This window comes from Sphingomonas sp. UYEF23 (assembly GCF_040546165.1).
GTDB lineage: Bacteria > Pseudomonadota > Alphaproteobacteria > Sphingomonadales > Sphingomonadaceae > Sphingomonas > Sphingomonas glacialis.
This window is the reverse complement of the sequence record NZ_JBEPNG010000003.1, coordinates 295,091-312,552: the sequence shown is the minus strand read 5'-3', so window position 1 is coordinate 312,552 and position 17,462 is coordinate 295,091. Positions and strand designations below refer to the sequence as shown.

The 17,462-nt window shown below is 67.6% G+C and carries 16 protein-coding genes; 8 read left to right on the top strand and 8 right to left on the bottom strand.

What is annotated here, in order from left to right:
• Positions 1–7: 7 nt before the first annotated feature.
• Both ABIB28_RS07585 and ABIB28_RS07580 read left to right on the top strand, forming a co-directional pair.
• Positions 8–1,207, top strand: a complete 1,200-nt coding sequence (locus ABIB28_RS07585; RefSeq protein ID WP_354287540.1) for a pyridoxal phosphate-dependent aminotransferase — start codon at positions 8–10, stop codon at positions 1,205–1,207.
• A gap of 117 nt (positions 1,208–1,324) precedes the next feature.
• Entirely contained in the window at positions 1,325–1,462 is a 138-nt protein-coding gene (locus ABIB28_RS07580) for a hypothetical protein (RefSeq protein WP_189676467.1), read from the top strand.
• A gap of 7 nt (positions 1,463–1,469) precedes the next feature.
• On the opposite strand, the gene pepN is transcribed toward ABIB28_RS07580, so the two are convergent.
• Positions 1,470–4,073: an aminopeptidase N gene (pepN, locus tag ABIB28_RS07575; protein ID WP_354287538.1), complete on the bottom strand. Its 2,604-nt coding sequence runs from the start codon at positions 4,071–4,073 to the stop codon at positions 1,470–1,472.
• Positions 4,074–4,177: 104 nt separating this feature from the next.
• Between pepN and ABIB28_RS07570 the strand changes: the two genes are divergently transcribed.
• Both ABIB28_RS07570 and ABIB28_RS07565 read left to right on the top strand, forming a co-directional pair.
• Positions 4,178–5,779 carry a M28 family metallopeptidase gene (locus ABIB28_RS07570; protein WP_354287536.1) on the top strand — a complete coding sequence of 534 codons (1,602 nt, stop codon included), beginning with the start codon at positions 4,178–4,180 and terminating at the stop codon, positions 5,777–5,779.
• A 123-nt stretch (positions 5,780–5,902) separates the two neighbouring features.
• Complete coding sequence (locus tag ABIB28_RS07565; RefSeq protein WP_354287534.1) at positions 5,903–6,739, top strand: Rossmann-fold NAD(P)-binding domain-containing protein; 837 nt, start codon at positions 5,903–5,905, stop codon at positions 6,737–6,739.
• Here the strand turns inward: ABIB28_RS07565 and ABIB28_RS07560 are convergent.
• From ABIB28_RS07560 to ABIB28_RS07550, 3 genes are read right to left on the bottom strand one after another with little or no spacing between them, the layout of a single operon-like run.
• Complete coding sequence (locus ABIB28_RS07560) at positions 6,649–7,566, bottom strand: DMT family transporter (protein ID WP_354287532.1); 918 nt, start codon at positions 7,564–7,566, stop codon at positions 6,649–6,651. The genes ABIB28_RS07565 and ABIB28_RS07560 overlap by 91 nt on opposite strands.
• Positions 7,563–8,564, bottom strand: a complete 1,002-nt coding sequence (locus ABIB28_RS07555) for a threonine aldolase family protein (RefSeq protein ID WP_354287530.1) — start codon at positions 8,562–8,564, stop codon at positions 7,563–7,565. Before ABIB28_RS07555 ends, ABIB28_RS07560 begins: the two co-directional genes overlap by 4 nt.
• 44 nt (positions 8,565–8,608) lie before the next feature.
• Positions 8,609–10,783: a transglycosylase domain-containing protein gene (locus ABIB28_RS07550; RefSeq protein ID WP_354287528.1), complete on the bottom strand. Its 2,175-nt coding sequence runs from the start codon at positions 10,781–10,783 to the stop codon at positions 8,609–8,611.
• A gap of 256 nt (positions 10,784–11,039) precedes the next feature.
• On the opposite strand from ABIB28_RS07550, the gene ABIB28_RS07545 reads away from it, so the two are divergent.
• Genes ABIB28_RS07545 through ABIB28_RS07535 form a run of 3 tightly spaced genes read left to right on the top strand, consistent with a single transcriptional unit; the run spans position 11,040 to position 13,178 of the window.
• Positions 11,040–11,645, top strand: coding sequence for an NADPH-dependent FMN reductase (locus ABIB28_RS07545; RefSeq protein ID WP_322161656.1), 606 nt, complete (start codon positions 11,040–11,042; stop codon positions 11,643–11,645).
• Complete coding sequence (locus ABIB28_RS07540) at positions 11,638–12,822, top strand: molybdopterin-dependent oxidoreductase (RefSeq protein ID WP_354287526.1); 1,185 nt, start codon at positions 11,638–11,640, stop codon at positions 12,820–12,822. Before ABIB28_RS07545 ends, ABIB28_RS07540 begins: the two co-directional genes overlap by 8 nt.
• Positions 12,819–13,178, top strand: a complete 360-nt coding sequence (locus ABIB28_RS07535; protein WP_354287524.1) for a cytochrome C nitrite reductase — start codon at positions 12,819–12,821, stop codon at positions 13,176–13,178. The genes ABIB28_RS07540 and ABIB28_RS07535 overlap by 4 nt, the downstream gene beginning before the upstream one ends.
• A 7-nt stretch (positions 13,179–13,185) precedes the next feature.
• Here the strand turns inward: ABIB28_RS07535 and ABIB28_RS07530 are convergent, their stop codons facing one another.
• The 4 genes from ABIB28_RS07530 to ABIB28_RS07515 form a co-directional block, all read right to left on the bottom strand.
• Positions 13,186–13,941, bottom strand: a complete 756-nt coding sequence (locus tag ABIB28_RS07530) for a sulfite exporter TauE/SafE family protein (protein ID WP_189676458.1) — start codon at positions 13,939–13,941, stop codon at positions 13,186–13,188.
• A 112-nt stretch (positions 13,942–14,053) separates the two neighbouring features.
• Positions 14,054–15,262, bottom strand: a complete 1,209-nt coding sequence (rlmN, locus tag ABIB28_RS07525; RefSeq protein ID WP_354287521.1) for a dual-specificity RNA methyltransferase RlmN — start codon at positions 15,260–15,262, stop codon at positions 14,054–14,056.
• A 177-nt stretch (positions 15,263–15,439) separates the two neighbouring features.
• Positions 15,440–15,919, bottom strand: a complete 480-nt coding sequence (locus ABIB28_RS07520) for a hypothetical protein (protein WP_354287519.1) — start codon at positions 15,917–15,919, stop codon at positions 15,440–15,442.
• Complete coding sequence (locus ABIB28_RS07515; RefSeq protein WP_354287517.1) at positions 15,916–16,584, bottom strand: histidine phosphatase family protein; 669 nt, start codon at positions 16,582–16,584, stop codon at positions 15,916–15,918. Before ABIB28_RS07515 ends, ABIB28_RS07520 begins: the two co-directional genes overlap by 4 nt.
• A gap of 137 nt (positions 16,585–16,721) precedes the next feature.
• Here ABIB28_RS07515 and ABIB28_RS07510 point away from each other — a divergent pair, with 137 nt between their 5' ends.
• Entirely contained in the window at positions 16,722–17,399 is a 678-nt protein-coding gene (locus ABIB28_RS07510) for an outer membrane protein (RefSeq protein WP_133191352.1), read from the top strand.
• The last annotated feature ends 63 nt before the right edge of the window (positions 17,400–17,462 follow it).

Sequence of the window (17,462 nt, the reverse complement as noted above, 5' to 3'; positions counted from 1 at the left end):
CCTTCACATGCAGCCATCCGCCGCGCTCGTCCGCATCAAGCCCTCGCCAACGCTTGCGATCACGACGCGCGTGCAGGAGCTGAAACGCGCCGGCGTCGACGTGATCGGCCTTGGTGCGGGCGAACCCGATTTCGACACGCCCGATTTCATCAAGGACGCCGCGATCCAGGCGATCCACGACGGCAAGACCAAATACACCAATGTCGATGGCACGCCCGAGCTGAAGGCCGCGATCGTCGCCAAGTTCGCGCGCGACAACGCCCTGCATTACACGCCCGACCAGATCACGGTGAACGTCGGTGGCAAGCACACGCTGTTCAACGCGATGGTCGCAACGCTCGACGCGGGCGACGAAGTCGTCATCCCGGCGCCCTATTGGGTGAGCTATCCCGATGTCGTGCTGTTTGCAGGCGGCACGCCGGTGTTCGTCGCGGCGGGCGCGTCGCAGGGCTACAAGCTGCTCCCCGAGCAGCTCGAATCGGCGATCACCCCGCGCACGAAGTGGGTGATCCTCAACTCGCCGTCGAACCCGACCGGCGCTGCCTACACCGCCGCCGAGTTGAAGGCGCTCGGCGAGGTGCTCGAACGGCATCCCCACGTTTGGATCTTCGCCGACGATATGTACGAGCATATCCTCTACGACGGCTTCGAATTCGCGACGATCGCGCAGGTCTGCCCGTCGCTCTACGAGCGCACGCTGACCGCCAACGGCTGTTCGAAGGCCTATGCGATGACCGGCTGGCGGATCGGCTATGCCGGCGGCGCCTCGTGGTTGATCAAGGCGATGGCCAAGCTCCAGTCGCAATCGACGAGCAACCCCTGCTCGATCGCGCAGGCCGCGGCAACGGGCGCGCTCAACGGCGACCAGAGCTTCCTTAAGGATTGGGCGCGCGTGTTCCAGGGCCGCCGCGATCTCGTCGTGTCGATGCTCAACCAGGCCGACGGCATCACCTGCCCGCGGCCGCAGGGCGCGTTCTACGTCTACCCCGATCTGTCGGGCGTGATCGGTAAGTCGACGCCGGCGGGCAAGTTGATCGATACCGACGAAGCGTTCGTCGGCTATCTGCTCGACGATGCCAAGGTCGCGGCAGTGCAGGGCGCGGCGTTCGGCCTGTCGCCGGCGATGCGGATTTCGTACGCGACGTCGGATGCGTTGCTGACGCAAGCGTGCGAGCGGATCCAGACGGCGTGCGCCGCGCTGCGCTAACGGTCAGTTTCCGTTAACGCTGGGTTGCCAATAAGCCGCTTGCGAAACGATCCCGAGAAGCCGATTTGCTGCACCGCAGCGATTCGGCACGGGGCCGGGCGCGAAAGGTCAGAAGCAATGCGTAGCGTCTTGAAGTCCGATTTCCTGTGGAAGTTCGTCGGTGGGTTCGCGCTGGGTGCGCTGGCGCTCGTGACGCTACATCCGATGGAACCGGCGCGCGCCGCGACGGCGAGCCAGGTCGCCGCCGCACGCTAAACGACCTTCAGGCGTCGAGACTTTTCGACGCTTGCTCGAACATATCCTTCGACAAACCCGGCGTTTTGACGATCCGCGCCAGTTCCGCCCGCATCATGCCCCCGCGAGCTGCATCGTAGCGCTGCCAGCGTCCAAGCGGCGCGATCAGCTTCGCGGCAGTCTGCGGATTGATCCGGTCGAGCGCGATCAGCTGGTCCGCAAGCAAGCGATACCCCGACCCATCGACCGCATTGAACGCGCGCTGGTTCACCCCGAACGCCCCGATCAGCGCGCGCGCGCGATTGGGGTTGGTGAGCGTGAAAGCGCGATGCCGCAGCAATTCGGCGACCATCGCTCCGGTATCGTCACGCGGTGCCATCGCCTGCACCGAGAACCATTTGTCGAGCACCAGCGCATTGTCGCTGTAGCGATTGTAGAAGATGTCGAGCGCTGCAATGCGTTCGGCCGAGTCGCCGGCGACCAGCGTGGTCAGTGCGCTCTGCCGGTCGGTCATGTTGTCGGCGGCTTCGAACTGCGCGAAGGCGAGCGCGGCGGCATCGCTCGCGCCCGAGGCGGCGATGTAGCCGAGCGCGACCGATTTGAGCCGGCGTAGGCCCTTCGCCGCGGGGGAGTAGACATAGCCCGAACCCGTCGCCTGCGACTCGTCGTACGCCGCGCGCCAGTCGGCCTCGAGCGTCCGCCCGATCTCGCGCCGCAAGGCCTCGCGCGCGCTGAAGATCGCCTCCGGGTCGACGACCGCCATCTGATCACCGATGAAGCTTTCCGACGGAAGCAGTACCGCCTCGGCGATGAAAGCCGGATCGAGCGTCGCGTCGGCAAGCGTCCCCGCGACTGCCTTGACGACCGCAGCGGTGTCGGCGCGATTGTTGCCTGCAGCGGCGACCAGCGTATCGAGCATCAATTGCTGCAAGGCCTCGTAGCGCGCGAACGGATCATCGTCATGCGCGCCGAGAAAGGCGAGGTCGGCGGCGGTGCGGTCGGTCTCGAGGATCGCGGGAGCGGAAAAGCCACGGTTGATCGACAGCACCGGGCGTTCGGTGACGCCTTCGAAGACGATGCGTTCCTCGGCATCGGTCAGCAGGATCGTCTGTTCGGGCGCGACGGTCTGCGCGGTCTCGGCCCCGAACAGCTTGATGCGCAGCGGCAGCACGAGCGGCAGCTTGTGCTCCTGCCCCGGCGTGGGCGGCGTGCGCTGTGCGAGCACGAGTTCGGCGCGGCCCGAGCCTTCGGTGTGGTGCAACGACGCGGTGACGCGCGGCGTGCCTGCCTGGCCGTACCAGCGGCGGAATTGCGTCAAGTCGATGCCGCTCGCGTCCTCGAGGCTCGCGACGAAATCCTCGCAGGTCGCGGCGGTGCCATCGAAGCGGTCGAAATAGAGATCGGTCCCGGCGCGGAATTTCTCGCGGCCGAGGATCGTCGCAAGCATGCCGATGATCTCGGCGCCCTTGTTGTAGATCGTGGCGGTGTAGAAGTTCGAGATTTCCTGATATTCGTCGGGGCGGATCGGATGCGCGAGCGGGCCGGCATCCTCGGGGAATTGCGACGCGCGAAGCCCGCGGACATCCTCGATCCGCTTGACCGCGGCCGAGCCCTGATCGGCCGAGAAGGCCTGGTCGCGATAGACCGTGAAGCCTTCCTTTAGCGACAGCTGGAACCAGTCGCGGCAGGTGACGCGGTTGCCCGACCAATTGTGGAAATATTCGTGCGCGACGACCGCGGCGATCGCGTCGTAATCGTAATCGGTCGCAGTGTCGGGATCGGCGAGGATGTAGCGCGAGTTGAAGACGTTGAGGCCTTTATTCTCCATCGCACCGAAGTTGAAATCGTCGACCGCGACGATGTTGAACACGTCGAGATCATATTCGCGGCCATAGACGCGCTCGTCCCATGCCATCGACGTCTTGAGCGCGTCGAGCGCATGATGCGTACGGTCGATATCCGCGGCGCGGACCCAGATGCCGAGCTCGACCTCGCGCCCCGACATCGTCACGAAACTGCCGCGATTGACCGCGAGATCGCCCGCCACCAGCGCGAACAGGTAGCACGGCTTGGGGAAGGGGTCGCGCCACTCGGCCCAATGCCGTCCGCCTTCGAGGTCGCCCGAAGCGATCGGATCGCCATTGGCGAGCAACACGGGATAGCGCGCCTTGTCGGCGCTCATGCGGACATGATATCGGCTGAGCACGTCGGGCCGGTCGGGGAAATAGGTGATGCGGCGGAAGCCTTCGGCCTCGCACTGCGTGCACAGATTGCCGCCCGAGGCGTAGAGCCCCATCAATTGCGTGTTGCGTTCGGGCGCGATCTCGACCTCGGTCTCGATGACATGCGCCGAGCCGCTCAGTGGCAGGACCAGCGTCTCGCCGTCGAGCGTCCAGTCATTGACCGCGACGCCGTCGACCTTGACCGACAGCAGGGTCTGGCCGGCGCCATCGAGCCGCAGCGGCCGCTGATGCAGATCGCCGCGCTGGACGTGCAGCGTCGCTTTGACGCGCGTTGCCGCGGCATCGAGCGCGAAGTCGAGCGCGATTTCGGGCACTTGCCAGTCGGGCGGCGTATATTCCGCACGGCGCGTGACATGGGGCTGGGCGAGGCTGGTCTGGAGATCGAGCATTGACCAAGATGTAGGGTGGCTGTTTGCCGCTCGCTACCGAAATCGCGCCGTTTGTGCGTGCGCGGCGCTGTGCTACCGCGCTCGTACAGATGAAGAGGGCAGACATGAAGATCCGGTTCCTTGCGCTGGCGGCGATCGCGATGACGCCGGCGGCGAGCGCGCAGGACGCGCCGCTGCCCGACGATCAGGCCGCGATGAAGGCGCATGTGCTGTTCCTCGCTTCCGACGCGTTGCGCGGGCGCGAGGCCGGGAGCCCCGAATACCGGATCGCCGCCGAATATGTCGCGGCGCAATTCTATGCCGCGGGGTTGAAGCCAGCAGGCGACGGCGGCAGCTATATCCAGAAGGTGCCGCTCGTCAGCTATCGCGCGGCGGACAAGGGCGACGTCGTGCTGACGCGGCCCGGTGCGGCGCCGCTCGGGCTGGTATTCGGCGAGGACTATATGCCAGGCGTCGTGGCGGGCGCGGCGCAGACCGCGCTCGATGCGCCGGTGGTGTTCGTTGGCTACGGGCTCGTCGCGCCCGATTACAAGCGGGACGATTATGCCGGCGTCGATGTGCGCGGCAAGATCGTCGCGTTTTTCGGCGGCGCGCCGCTCAGCTTCCAGAGCGAGGAGCGCGCGCATTTCTCGAGCCCCGCGACCAAGGCGGTGATCGCCGCGGCGCACGGCGCGGTCGGCGCGATCGTGCTCACGCGCGCGGCGCTGCCGCAGGGCGGCGCGAGCTTCGACCGGCCGCGCACGACCTGGGCGCGCGCCGATGGGACGGGCGATTCGCCCGGCGTGCCGATTCTCGCGACGCTGAGTGGGACGGGCGCGGCCAAATTGTTCGCGCAGTCCAAGACGCCGTGGTCCGCGATCGCGGCGCGCGTTGCCGACAGCAACGCGACCTTTCGCGCGATGCCGCTCAACATCGGGGCGACGGTCGCGCTCAAGACGCGCTTCGAGCCTGGGATGAGCGGCAATGTCGCGGGGCTGATCCCCGGCAGCGACCCCAAGCTCGGCAAGGAAGTGGTCGTGCTGTCGGCGCATCTCGACCATCTCGGCGTCGGCACGCCCGATGCGAAGGGTGACGCCATCTACAACGGCGCCGAAGACAATGCCGTCGGCATCGCCGCGCTGATCGAGGAAGCGCGGCGCTTCAAGGCGTCGGGCAAGCCCCCGCGGCGCTCGATCCTGTTCCTCGCGGTCACCGCCGAGGAGAAGGGGCTGGTCGGTTCGGACTATTTCGCCAAGCACCCGACGCTGCCGATCCAGTCGATCGTCGCCGATGTGAACCTCGACATGCCGATCCTGTCCTACGCGTTCGAGGACATGACGGTGTTCGGCGCAGACCGCTCGACGCTCGGGCCGATAGTCGCGCAGGCGGTGGGGACGCTCGGCGTGACGATGTCGCCCGATCCCGATCCGGCGCAGGGGATCTTCGTGCGCTCGGACCATTATCGCTTCGTCCAGCAAGGCGTGCCCGCGGTGTTCCTGTGGCCGGGGCAGAAGGGGCCGGGCAAGGCGGCGACCGCCGATTTCTTCGCGCATCGCTATCACCAGCCCTCGGACGATCTGGCGCAACCGATCGACTGGCGGCAGGGGATTCGCTTCGTCGACGCCAATTACGCGATCGCCCGCGCGATCGCCGATGGCGATGCGCGGCCGCGCTGGAACAAGGGCGACTTCTTCGGGTTGCTCTATCATGGCTATGGCGCGAGATAATTTCGGTTCCCCGGCGAAGGCCGGGGCCCAGGCGGACGGACGGAATGGGCGAGCGCAACGGTCTTCGCAGCAGCCTGCGCTGCTGGGCCCCGGCCTGCGCCGGGGAACTGCTAAGGGCATGACATGCGTCTCCTGATCTTTGGGCTCGGCTACACCGCGCATGTGCTGGCCGCGCGGGTGCGCGCGGCGGGCTGGCAAGTCGTCGGCACGACGCGCGATGGCCGCGGCGACACGCTCCGCTTCGAGGACGGCGCCGCGATCGCGCGCGAGACCGCGGTCGCGACGCATGTGCTCTCGTCGGTCCCGCCGTCGGGCGAGATCGATCCGGTGCTTGTCTCCTACGGTCCAGCGCTCGCACGGAGCGGGGCGTGGCTCGGCTATCTCTCCTCGACCGGCGTTTACGGCGATGCGGCGGGCGCGTGGGTCGATGAAACCGCGCCGATCGGCACCGGCCGCCGCAGCGCACGCGCCGAGGCGGATCGCGACTGGCTGGCGCTCGGTGCGCGCGTGTTCCGCTTGCCGGGGATCTACGGCCCCGGCCGCTCGCCGCTAGACCGCGTCGCGAGCGGCGCTGCGCACCGCGTCGAATCGCCCGGCCAAGTGTTCAGCCGCGCCCATGTCGACGATATCGTGTCGGGCGTGATTGCGGGCTTCGATGCGCCGGCTGGTGCGTACAACCTCGCCGATGATGTGCCGGCGAGCCAGAACGACGTCATCACCTTCGCGGCGGCGTTGCTCGGGCGCGATCCCCCCCCGTTCGTGCCGCTCGACTCGCTCTCGCCGATGGCGCGCGGTTTCTATGCCGAGAATCGCCGCATCGCCAACGCCAAGGCCAAGCGCGTGCTCGGCTGGCGCCCGGCGTATCGCGACTATCGCGCGGGCCTGCGCGCCCTCAAGGCGATGACCAGCCCGCCGATCACCAGCGCGGCACCGGCGCCCGCCAGCAGCGACCAGCGATAGCCCTCGAACAGCGTCGACAGGCACATCGCGATGACGGGAACGAGCACGCCTGAATAGGCAGCCTTGGCCGGGCCGATCACGCGTAGCACGCCGAAATAGAGCGGGAAGGCGATCGCCGAGGCGAACACGCCGAGATACAGCGTCGCGGCAAGATAGGCGAAGGTGAGCTCGATCACCGGCGGACCCGTCGTCACCCACGCAAACGCCCCGTCGAACGTGGCGCCAAGCAGCATCGCGACCCCGAGCATCGGGATCATCGGATAGGCGCGCGCGGTCTGCGTGCCCTGCATCACGTTCGCCGAGGAGGCCGAGAAGATCGCCAGCAGCGTGAAGCCGATCCCGGTCAGCGCCTCGATGGGCCCGTGCGGATCGATCCGGATCTCGCGCACGAACAGCAGCGTGACCCCCGCCATCGCCACCGCCATGCCGATAATCAGCTGCCGCCCGAGCTGCTGCCCCAGGAAGATCCGCCCGAACACCGCATTGGGCAGCAGCATCAGCGCGAACACCACCGCGACCAGCCCTGACGTAATGTGCATTTCCGCGCGATAGACGAAGTTGAAGTTGAGGCAGAATTGCGCGAGCCCGAGCACCGCCGCGAAGCGCAGCCCGCGCGCATCGAGCCGCAGCGATTCACGCCGGATCAGCGCATAGCTGCACATCACCACGCCAGCGACGAGGAAGCGATACGTCACCGACCAGCTCGCTGGCACCACGCCGAGCTGCCCGCGAATGACGAGCCAGGTCGAGCCCCAGATCAGCGTGACGATCCCGAACGGAATCAGGATCGCGAGCTTGCTCGAACTGGGCGCTGCCCCAGCGCTCAAAGCGCGGCGATCGCGTCGGCGAGCGGCCGGATGTCGGCGGGATCCTGGTTCCACGAGATGACGAGCCGCGCTTCGCCCGGGCCCCAATCGTAGAAATCGAAGCCGAGCGCGCGCAGGCTCGCAGCTTCGGCGGCGGAGACGCGGATGAACACCTCGTTCGCCTCGACCGGATGCACCAGCCGGTCGCCCGCCGCGGCGGCGAGCAACGCTGCCCCGGTGTTGGCGTTGCGTGCGAGATCGAGCCACAGATCGCCCTCGGTCATCGCGAGCAATTGCGCCGCGAGGTAGCGCCCCTTGCACAGCAGCATCCCGGCGCGCTTGCGGCGGTAGAGCGTCGCGTCGGCGAGCGCGGTATCGAAGAAGATCAGCGCTTCGGCGTTCATCCCGCCATTCTTGATGAAGCCGAAGCTCAGCGCGGTGACGCCCGCGCGCCACGTCACGTCGGCGGGCGCGCACTCGAGCGAGGCGACCGCATTGGCGAAGCGCGCGCCGTCCATGTGCAGCCCGAGCTTGCGCGCCTTGGCGAGATCGCCGATCGCAGCGACCTCGGCGGGCGAATAGACGCGGCCATATTCGGTCGCATTGGTGATCGAGATCGCATGCGGCTGCGTCTGGTGGACGTCGTAGCGCGTCGCATCGAGCACCGCGCTGATCGTTTCCGGCGTCAGCTTCGCGCCGTCGCCATCGGCGAGGAACAGCTTGGCGCCGTGCGTGTAGAATTCGGGCGCACCGCATTCGTCATTCTGGATATGCGCGTCGCGGTGGCACACGATGCTGCCGTGCGGCGGGCACATCGCAGCGAGCGCAAGGCAGTTCGCCGCCGTGCCCGACGGCACCCACAGCGCGCGCACCTCGGTCTCGAACAGCTCGGAAAAGCGCGCATCGAGCGCCTTGCTCCAGCGATCGCCATCATAAGCGGTGTCGAGCACGTTGGCGTCGGCCATCGCGGTGAAGATCGCCGGGTGGACCGGGGCGGCATTGTCGGAGAAGAAGCGCATGCTGCGGTCTTGCGGACGGGCGTGCGCGGCGTCAACTCGTCCGGTCAGCGATCGTCCTGATAATCCCGATAGTCGCGTCCACCACGGTCAGGCTCGCGCCCGAAATCGCGGGGCGGGGCGCGCTCTTCGGGGTCACTCCGCCGACGATCGCGCTCGTCGGGCGGGTTCGACTGGAAGTCGAGCTCGCCGTTGCGCAAGCGCACACGGCCGATCCCGGGGATTTCGCCCTCGACCGGCGGAATGTTCGACGGATCGAGGAAATTCTCGAGCGTCTCGCCAATGCCGTTGGCGGCGTCGGGGTCAACCATTTCGTCTTCGGCAGGTGCCGCGACTTGCGCGGCACCGACTCCCAGCGCCTGCTGCATGAAATCGCGCCAGACGCGGGCCGGCACGCCGCCGCCCGACAGGCCGGCGTTGGGGGTATTGTCGTCGTTGCCGACCCACACGCCGACGACCAGCCCGTTGGCGAAGCCGACGAACAGCGCGTCGCGATTGTCCTGCGTCGTGCCGGTCTTGCCGTAGGTCTTGACCGAGAGCGCGGCCGCGCGGCCAGTGCCGGTCTCGGCCGAGGCGGAGAGCAAATCGAGCATTTCGTCATGCAGCGTGCCGTCGAGCGCGTGGCTGCGATCGGTCAGCGTCGCGAGCACGCCGCGCTCGGGCGGATCCTCGAGCCCGCGCGGGCGCACCGGATATTGCTCGGCGGCGACCGCGGCATAGGCCGCCGTCAGTTCGAGCAGCGACATGCTCGACGTGCCGAGCGCGATCGTCGCCTCATTGGGGATCGGGGTCGAAACGCCGAGGTCGCGCGCTGCCTGGATGACCTTGGCGACGCCGACCTGCTGCGTGATCCGCGCCGCCGCGACGTTCGACGAGCGCGCGAACGCCTGGCGCAGCGTGATCGGACCGAGATAGCGGCCATCGGCGTTTTTGGGTGACCAATTAGCGATCGTGATCGGTTTGTCGTCGATCACCGAATCGGGCGTCATCCCGCTGCGCATCGCGGCGAGATAGACGAACAGCTTGAACGCCGATCCCGGCTGGCGCTGCGCCTGTGTCGCGCGGTTGAATGGGCTTGCGGCATAGGAGCGCCCGCCGACCATCGCGACGACGCGTCCGTCGGGGCGCATCGCGACGAGCGCGATCTGCGCCTGTTTAAGGCCAGCGCGCTTCACCGCGCGCTCGGCGGCGGCCTGGAGGCGGCGGTCGAGCGTCGTGCGGACGGTCGATTCGGTGGCGATCTCGCCGGCATGGTCGCGCGCGGCGGGGAGCACCCAGTCGGCGAAATAGGTGCCGTTGGGGAGCGGGGCCTTCGCTTCGGGAACGACGCGCGCGGGGCGGACGCCCGCGGCTTCGTCCTTGTCGAGCAGCTTGGCGTCGACCATCGCCGCGACGACGAGCCGCGCGCGATCGCGTGCGCCCTGCAGGTTGGTCGTCGGCGCGAGCTTGGAGGGCGCCTTGACCAGCCCGGCGAGCATCGCCGCCTGGCCGATCGACAGATTCTCTGGCTTCCTTGCGAAATAGTGTCGCGCGGCGGCGCGCAGGCCATAGACGTTGTCGCCGAAATAGACGTTCGACAGATAGCGCGAGAGAATCTGGTCCTTGGTCAGCCACGCCTCGAGCCAGAAGGCGATCATCACTTCGCGGATTTTCCGCGCGGCGGTGCGGTCCGAATCGAGGAACGCGTTCTTGGCGAGCTGCTGCGTGATCGTGCTGCCGCCCTGGTCGCGTCCCTTCGACGTCACATTGTGGAAGAAGGCGCGTGCGATGCCGCGCGGGTCGATCCCCCAATGCGAGCGGAAGCGCCGGTCCTCGATCGCGAGAAAGGCGTTGGTGACATTCTTGGGGAGCTTGGCCGCGTCGACCGGCGCGTCGATCACCGCGCCGCGCCGCGCGAACGGCCGTCCGTCGTCGGACAGCAAGGTGATGCTTGGCGGCGTCGGCGGCTGGAGCGATTTCGACAAGGGCGCGGTCACCGCGAGCCAGCCGACCGCGAAGACGAACAGCACGATCAGCCCCGCGACGCCGCGCATGATCCAGCGCGTGACCGTACGGCGCCGGGCGGTGGGAAGCCGTGCTGCGTAGCGCTCGTAATCGAACGGCGGCTGCGGTGGATAGCCGGGATCGATGCGCCGCTCGGGCGGCGGCATGCCGTGCGTCAGTTCGAGCGCATCATCGGCCTGGCGCGAGTCCGCGTCGCGATCGGAGGAGAAGAAACGCATGACTAGATCCCGCAACGACGAGTGTGTGTATTAGTCATGTAAAACAGACGCGGCAAGCGGGGAGGCGACATTGCCAGGCCTGTAGCAGCCGACTGGCGGCCAAGCGAGCCGTTCCCCGCGCAGCGCACGGCGATCGCTTGCCGAATCCGGGCGGCGCAGCGTAGGGTCGCCGGCGACTTCCACCTTGAGGTGGACCCCTGACAACGCTATCAGAATAGCGTCGGGCGGTCGCGCCCCTCTGCCGAAAGCCTTGTTCATGTCCGACGCTCTCTCTGCTTCGCCTGTCGCCGGCCAGCCCCTGGTGGTGGGGATCGGCGGGACGATCGGCGGCATCTCGTCGACCGAGCGTGCGCTCGCGATCGCGCTAGAGGCTGCGGGGCAGGAGGGCTTCCGCACGCGGCTGTTCGGCGGTGCCGAGATGGGGCGGCTTCCGCTCTATGACCCCAAGGCGACGTCGCGCACCGCGGAAGAGCGCGATTTCGTCGATACCATCCGGCAGGCCTCGGCGTTGATCATCGCCTCGCCGGGCTATCACGGCAGCATCTCGGGCGTCGTCAAGAATGCGCTCGATCTGCTCGAGGAAACCGCGCGCGATCCGCACCGGCCGTACCTCGCCGACATGCCGGTCGGGCTGATCGCGACGGCGTATGGCTGGCAGGCGACGGGCAGCACGATCGCAGCGCTGCGCTCGATCGTCCACGCGCTGCGCGGCTGGCCGACGCCGTTTGCCGCCGCGGTCAATTCGCAAGTCACCAAGTTCGATGACGAAGGCGGCGCGAACGACCAAGCGGTGATCGACCAGCTGCGCATGGTCGGCCAGCAAGTCGCGCGCTTTGCCCCGCTGGCGATCCAGCATGGATGACGCGTTGCGCCAGCAGATCGGCCGACGCGGCGCGCTCGCGCTCGGTGCAGGGGCACTCGCGAGCAGTCCGTTGTGGGCCCAATCGCTCGTCGATCTCGGCTTTTCCGAGAACGATGGCCGACGCCCGCTGACCGATGCCTTTCCCGGCAAGACGGGCATGATCCTGCAGCGCACGCGCGGGCCATTGCTCGAAACGCCGCTGGCGGCGTTCGACGGCGCGCTGTCGGACGATCCGGCGACGCCCAACGACCGCTTCTTCGTCCGCTGGCATTATGCCGACATTCCCTTGTCGGTCGATGCCGCCGCTTTCCGGTTACGGATCAAGGGCGCGGTCAACCGCGCGCTGTCGCTGTCGCTCGATGCGATCCAGAGCATGCCCGCGGTCGAGATCGCCGCGGTCAACCAATGTTCGGGCAATTCGCGCGGGCTGTTCGGCCCGCGCGTGCCCGGTTCGCAATGGGGCAATGGCGCGATGGGGCATGCGGTATGGACCGGCGTGCGGCTCGCCGACTTGCTCGACCGTGCGGGCGCGAAGGGCAGTCATGTCAAATTTGCCGGGCTCGATCAGCCGCCGGGTGATGCGCCGTGGTTCGCCAAGACGCTGACGCTTGCCGAGGCGCGCAGCCGCGACGTGATCGTCGCATACGGCATGAACGGCGTGCAGCTCCCGCTGCTCAACGGCTTCCCGCTGCGGCTGATCGTGCCGGGCTATTATTCGACCTATTGGGTCAAGGCGCTCGATTCGATCGAACTGCTGACCGGCCCCGACACGGGCTATTGGATGGAGAAGGCGTACCGCATCCCGACCGCGCCGCGCGCGAGCGTCGTCCCCGGCGCGAAGGATTTCCCGACTGCGCCGATCGGGCGGATGCTGCCGCGCGCGTTCTTCACCAAGGCCGATGCGCAAGCCGTGCGCGGGATCGCGATGGGCGGCGATGCCGGCGTCGCGAAGGTCGAATGGTCGATCGATGCCGGCAAGAGCTGGCATGCGGCACAGCTCGGACGCGATCACGGGCAGTACGGCTTCCGCCGCTGGGCCGCGGTCCTGCCACGCGGCAGCCACACGGTCGCGGTGCGCGCGACCAATGTGCGCGGCATCACGCAAGCCGCCGACCCGATCTGGAATCCCGGCGGCTATATGCGCAATGTGATCGAAACCGCGAAGGTTACCGTATGAGCCGCGCGTTCCCCCTTGTTGCGCTCCTGCTTCTGCTCGGTGGGTGCCAGCGTTATGCCACGCCAGGCGAGACGCGCACCGGCGGCGGCGGCGCGCGCGCGATTGCGCTGAGCGCGCAAAGCATCACGCTGCCGACCGAAAGCGTCACCTTGCCTGCGAGCGCCGAGATCGTCAGCACCAATTGCACCGCGTGCCATTCGGCCGAACAGATCCTGACGCAACCTCGGCTCAAGCCCGAGCAATGGGCCGCCGAAGTCGCCAAGATGCGCACCGCCTACAAGGCGTCGATCGCCGAGACCGACGATCCCAAGCTCGTCGCGGCGCTGGTCGCGCTGCAGGATGGCACCGCGCGCTGAGCGCGGTTCAGCCGTAGGCGCGCCAGAAGAAGACGCCCGTCGTCACCGCGGTGACGAGCAGCGTCCACGCGCGTACCACGCCGGCGGGCAGCCGCTTGCCGAGATGCGCGCCGCCCCAGCCGCCGAGCATCCCGCCCGCCAGCATCGGCAGGCACGCGCTCCACGCGACGAGCCCGACCGCGATGAACACGATTGCGGCGGCGGCATTGGCGACCGCGAGCATCAGCGTGCGCGGCGCGAACAGCGCGCGCGGCGAGACCCCTGCGAGCAGGCCGTAGACCGCCGTCGTCATCAGCCCGACGCCGCCGCCGAAATAGCCACCGTACAGGCCAAGCAGGCCTTGCGCGACGATCAGCGTCCGCTGCCCGATCGCGACGCGACGCCGTAGCGCATCGGCTGCCGTCTTGCCGAAGGCGATTACCAGGAAGGCGAACAGCAACAGCCAGGGAATGACGAGATCGAACACATGGCTCGGCGTGAGCGCGAGCAGCGCGCTGCCCGCCAGGCCACCGACGAAGGTGATGGCGACGAGCGTGCGCAGGCCCACGCCGCCGATCGGACCGAGCTCAGTGCGGAACGCCCAGGCACTCGTCCCCGCGCCGGGCAGCAGCGCGACGTTCGAAGTCGCATTGGCGGTGTTGGCGGGCAGGCCGAGCGCGATGAGCGCAGGCAAGGTCGCGAAGCTGCCGCCGCCCGCAAGCGCGTTCATCGCACCGCCGAGGATGCCGGCGCCAGCGGCCAGCGCTATGGTAGGCAGAGTCACCCGTACCTCGTCATGCCGGGCTTGTCCCGGCGTCCACCGCGCCGCACATCCTGCCCGCGATGCTCTTGCTGCACGGTGGACCCCGGGACAAGCCCGGGGTGACGAAGCGAGGTCAGTCGAGCGCCGCCAGTTTCGCCTCGACCTGGCGGTCGAGTTCGGCGCGGCTCATCTTCTCGCTCGCGGTCTTCAACTGGCCGCACGCCGCATCGATGTCGCGCCCGCGCGGGGTGCGCACCGGCGCGCTGATGCCTGCGTCGAACACGATGTTCGAGAAGGACTTGATCCGCTCAGGCGTCGAGCATTCGTACGGCGCGCCCGGCCACGGGTTGAACGGGATCAGGTTGACCTTGGCGGGCAAATTGTAATGCTTGAGCAGCCGGACGAGCTCGCGCGCATCGGCATCGCTGTCGTTCTTGTCCTTGAGCATGACATACTCGAAGGTAATGCGCCGCGCATTGTTGGTGCCGGGATAATCGGCACACGCCTGCAGCAATTCCTCGATGCCGTATTTCTTGTTGATCGGCACCAGCTCGTCGCGGACTTCCTTGGTTACCGCGTGGAGCGAGATGGCGAGGTTGACCGAAATCTCCTCGCCCGCGCGCGCCATCAAGGGCACGACGCCCGAGGTCGACAGCGTGATGCGGCGGCGCGACAGGCCGAGCCCGTCGCCATCCATCACGATTTTCAAGCCATCGCGGACATTGTCGAAATTGTAGAGCGGCTCGCCCATGCCCATCATCACGATGTTGGTGAGCATCCGCCCCTCGGGCTGGCTCGGCCATTCGCCGAGCGCGTCGCGCGCGAGCATCACCTGGCCGACGATCTCGCCCGCGGTCAGGTTGCGGACGAGCCGCATCGTGCCCGTATGGCAGAAGCGGCAGTTGAGCGTGCAGCCGACCTGGCTCGACACGCACAAGGTGCCGCGGTCGGCGTCGGGGATGAACACCATCTCGTAATCGTTGCCGTCGTCCGACCGCAGCAGCCATTTGCGCGTGCCGTCGTTCGACACCTGAGCCTCGACGACTTGCGGGCGCGAGATGACGAAGCGTTGCTCGAGCCACGGCTGCATCGTCTTGGCGATGTCGGTCATCAGCGCGAAATCGCGCACGCCGCGATTGTAGATCCAGTGCCACAGCTGTTTTGCGCGCAGCTTCGCTTGCTTGGGGTCGAGCTGCGAGGTCTCGAGCGCGAGCCGCAGATCGGCCTTGGACAGGCCGAGCAAGTCGATACGGCCATCGGCGCGCGGCTCGAAAGCGCGGGGCACGGGCACGGGGTCGATATGGCCGGGAATGGCCATGAGGGTGGTCGCGGAGTTGGGCATGCGCTGGCACATAGCGTGTTTCGGCGGGTTTTTCTACCGGGGTGCGTTTCGCCGATCAGCGTATTGACCAATACCCCGATACCCTCGCGAAAGCGAGGGTGCCGCTTCTTCTTATGACACCGACAAAGTAGCGGGATCCCCGCTTTCGCGGGGAAGACGGAGGAAGTAGGTCGGCCGCTAGCGCCCCACACACCCGAGCGACGCCGCGTCGATTGCGGTCGCCGCGCCACGCAAGGCATAGACATCGGCGAACGGTGCGCCGCTTTTGGCAAGCGTCTCGACGCTCATGCTCCGGCTCGAGCGAAGCGCGGCGATGATCGCGGCGTCGGTCCGCCGGTCGGGTGCCCAGGCGTCGGCATTGCCTGCGACGAGTTCGAAGCGCCGCTCGCCGATCGACAGCGTCACGCGCGATTGCGGATTGCGTTCGCGGCTCAGCCGGATGTGGAGCTGGTTGCGGATGCCGCGAGCGGGCCAGCTCGCGATGCTCGCGAACGGGCGCCAGCGCGATGCGCCGCCCGCCTCGACCGGCTGCGCGATCGCATAGCAGCTGAGCGGCGCGGCATCGGTGAATGCGCCCCAGCGATCGAACACGCCGAGCGAATCGCGCGCCGCCGCGGGCGTCGCGACCATTAGTGCAAGCAGCGCCACGCGCTTCATGCCGGGGCGTGGCCCATGCCGCGATGCACCAGCGACTCGATGCCGTGCTCGATCGCGACGACCGATCCTTGCGGCAATCCCGGCGCCGCGGGCGCGCCATATCCGGGCAAATCGGCCATGCCGGTCATCACACCGCGCAAAACCCGGCTCGAAATTCCGTGCATGATGACGAGCCGGTCGCCGTGATCGCTCTCGGTATCGGTCAGCCATCCTGACACACGCGCCACAATCTCGGGATAGCTTTCGCCATCTTCTGCCGGGAACAGCAGCCCGTGCGTGCGGTCGACCACCGTGACGCCGGCATCGGCCAAGTCGGCATAATAGGCCCCGCCCCAGCTCCCCGTGCCGATCTCGACCAGCCGCGCGTCGGTCCGCGCAGCGTGCCAGTCGAGCTCGAGATGCTCGGCAATGATCGCCAGCGTCTGCAAGGCGCGCCCGGTTGGCGAAGACCATAACGTCAGTGCCGGTTTCGCTCCCAGATGCGCGCGCAGTGCCCGCCCCATCTCGTCGGCCTGGGCAAAGCCGGCGCGCGTCAGCGGGGTGTGTGGATGGTCGCCCTGCAGCCGCCCGGCGGCGTTGAACACCGTCTCGCCATGCCGCGCGATGAAATCCCTCCCCGTTCTTTTGGGGCCGCTTCGTGGCGGCTTGTGGGCGTTGGAATCCATGGCGTCGCTTTCAACCCCGTGTGGCGCAAAAGCAACGCTTTATCCCGTTGTCTGAGGTTCATGCAACGGCCTGCGCCGTCACCTATTTGAGCAGTCCCACCAGGGATCGGTGGATGTGTACCAATGGAGTTACCCCAATGCGCAAGTTCGCTCTCACCGCTGCAACCGCAGCGCTCACGCTCGGCCTGGCCGCTCCGGCCTTCGCCCAGGACGGCCCCCCGCCGCCGCGTGACGACGCAACCTTCACCGGTGCCCGTGCCGGCGTGATCCTCGGCTATGACAAGCTGCAGCCCGGCCGTGGCCCGAATTCGGACATCGGCAGCAACCGCAAGGCCGACGGCCTGACCTATGGTGGCGATATCGGCTATGACGCCGCCTTCCACGGCGTCGTGCTCGGCGTCGAGGGCGAAGTGACGGGGTCGACCGCCGACGTCAGCAACGCCCCCACCAGCGCCGGCGCGCTCGGCTATGGCCGCGTCAAGACCGGCCGCGATCTGTATGTCGGCGGGCGCCTCGGCTATGTCGTCGCCCCCAAGACGATGATCTACGCCAAGGGCGGCTATACGAACGCCCGGCTCGATTTGACCGCGAACAACGGCACCGTCACCACCGGCAACCACTACAACCTCGACGGCTACCGCGTCGGCGCCGGTGTCGAGCAGAAGATCGGTCGCACCACCTATGCCAAGGTCGAATATCGCTATTCGAACTATGGCGATGCGCGGCTCGAATACGCCAATGGCGGCAACACCAACAATTTCAGCGTCAACACCGACCGTCACCAGGTCGTCGCTGGCGTTGGTGTCCGTTTCTGAAGCAGACCGGCAAGCTTTTGCCGCGACAAGAAGGGGGTCGGAGCGCTTGCTCCGGCCCCTTTT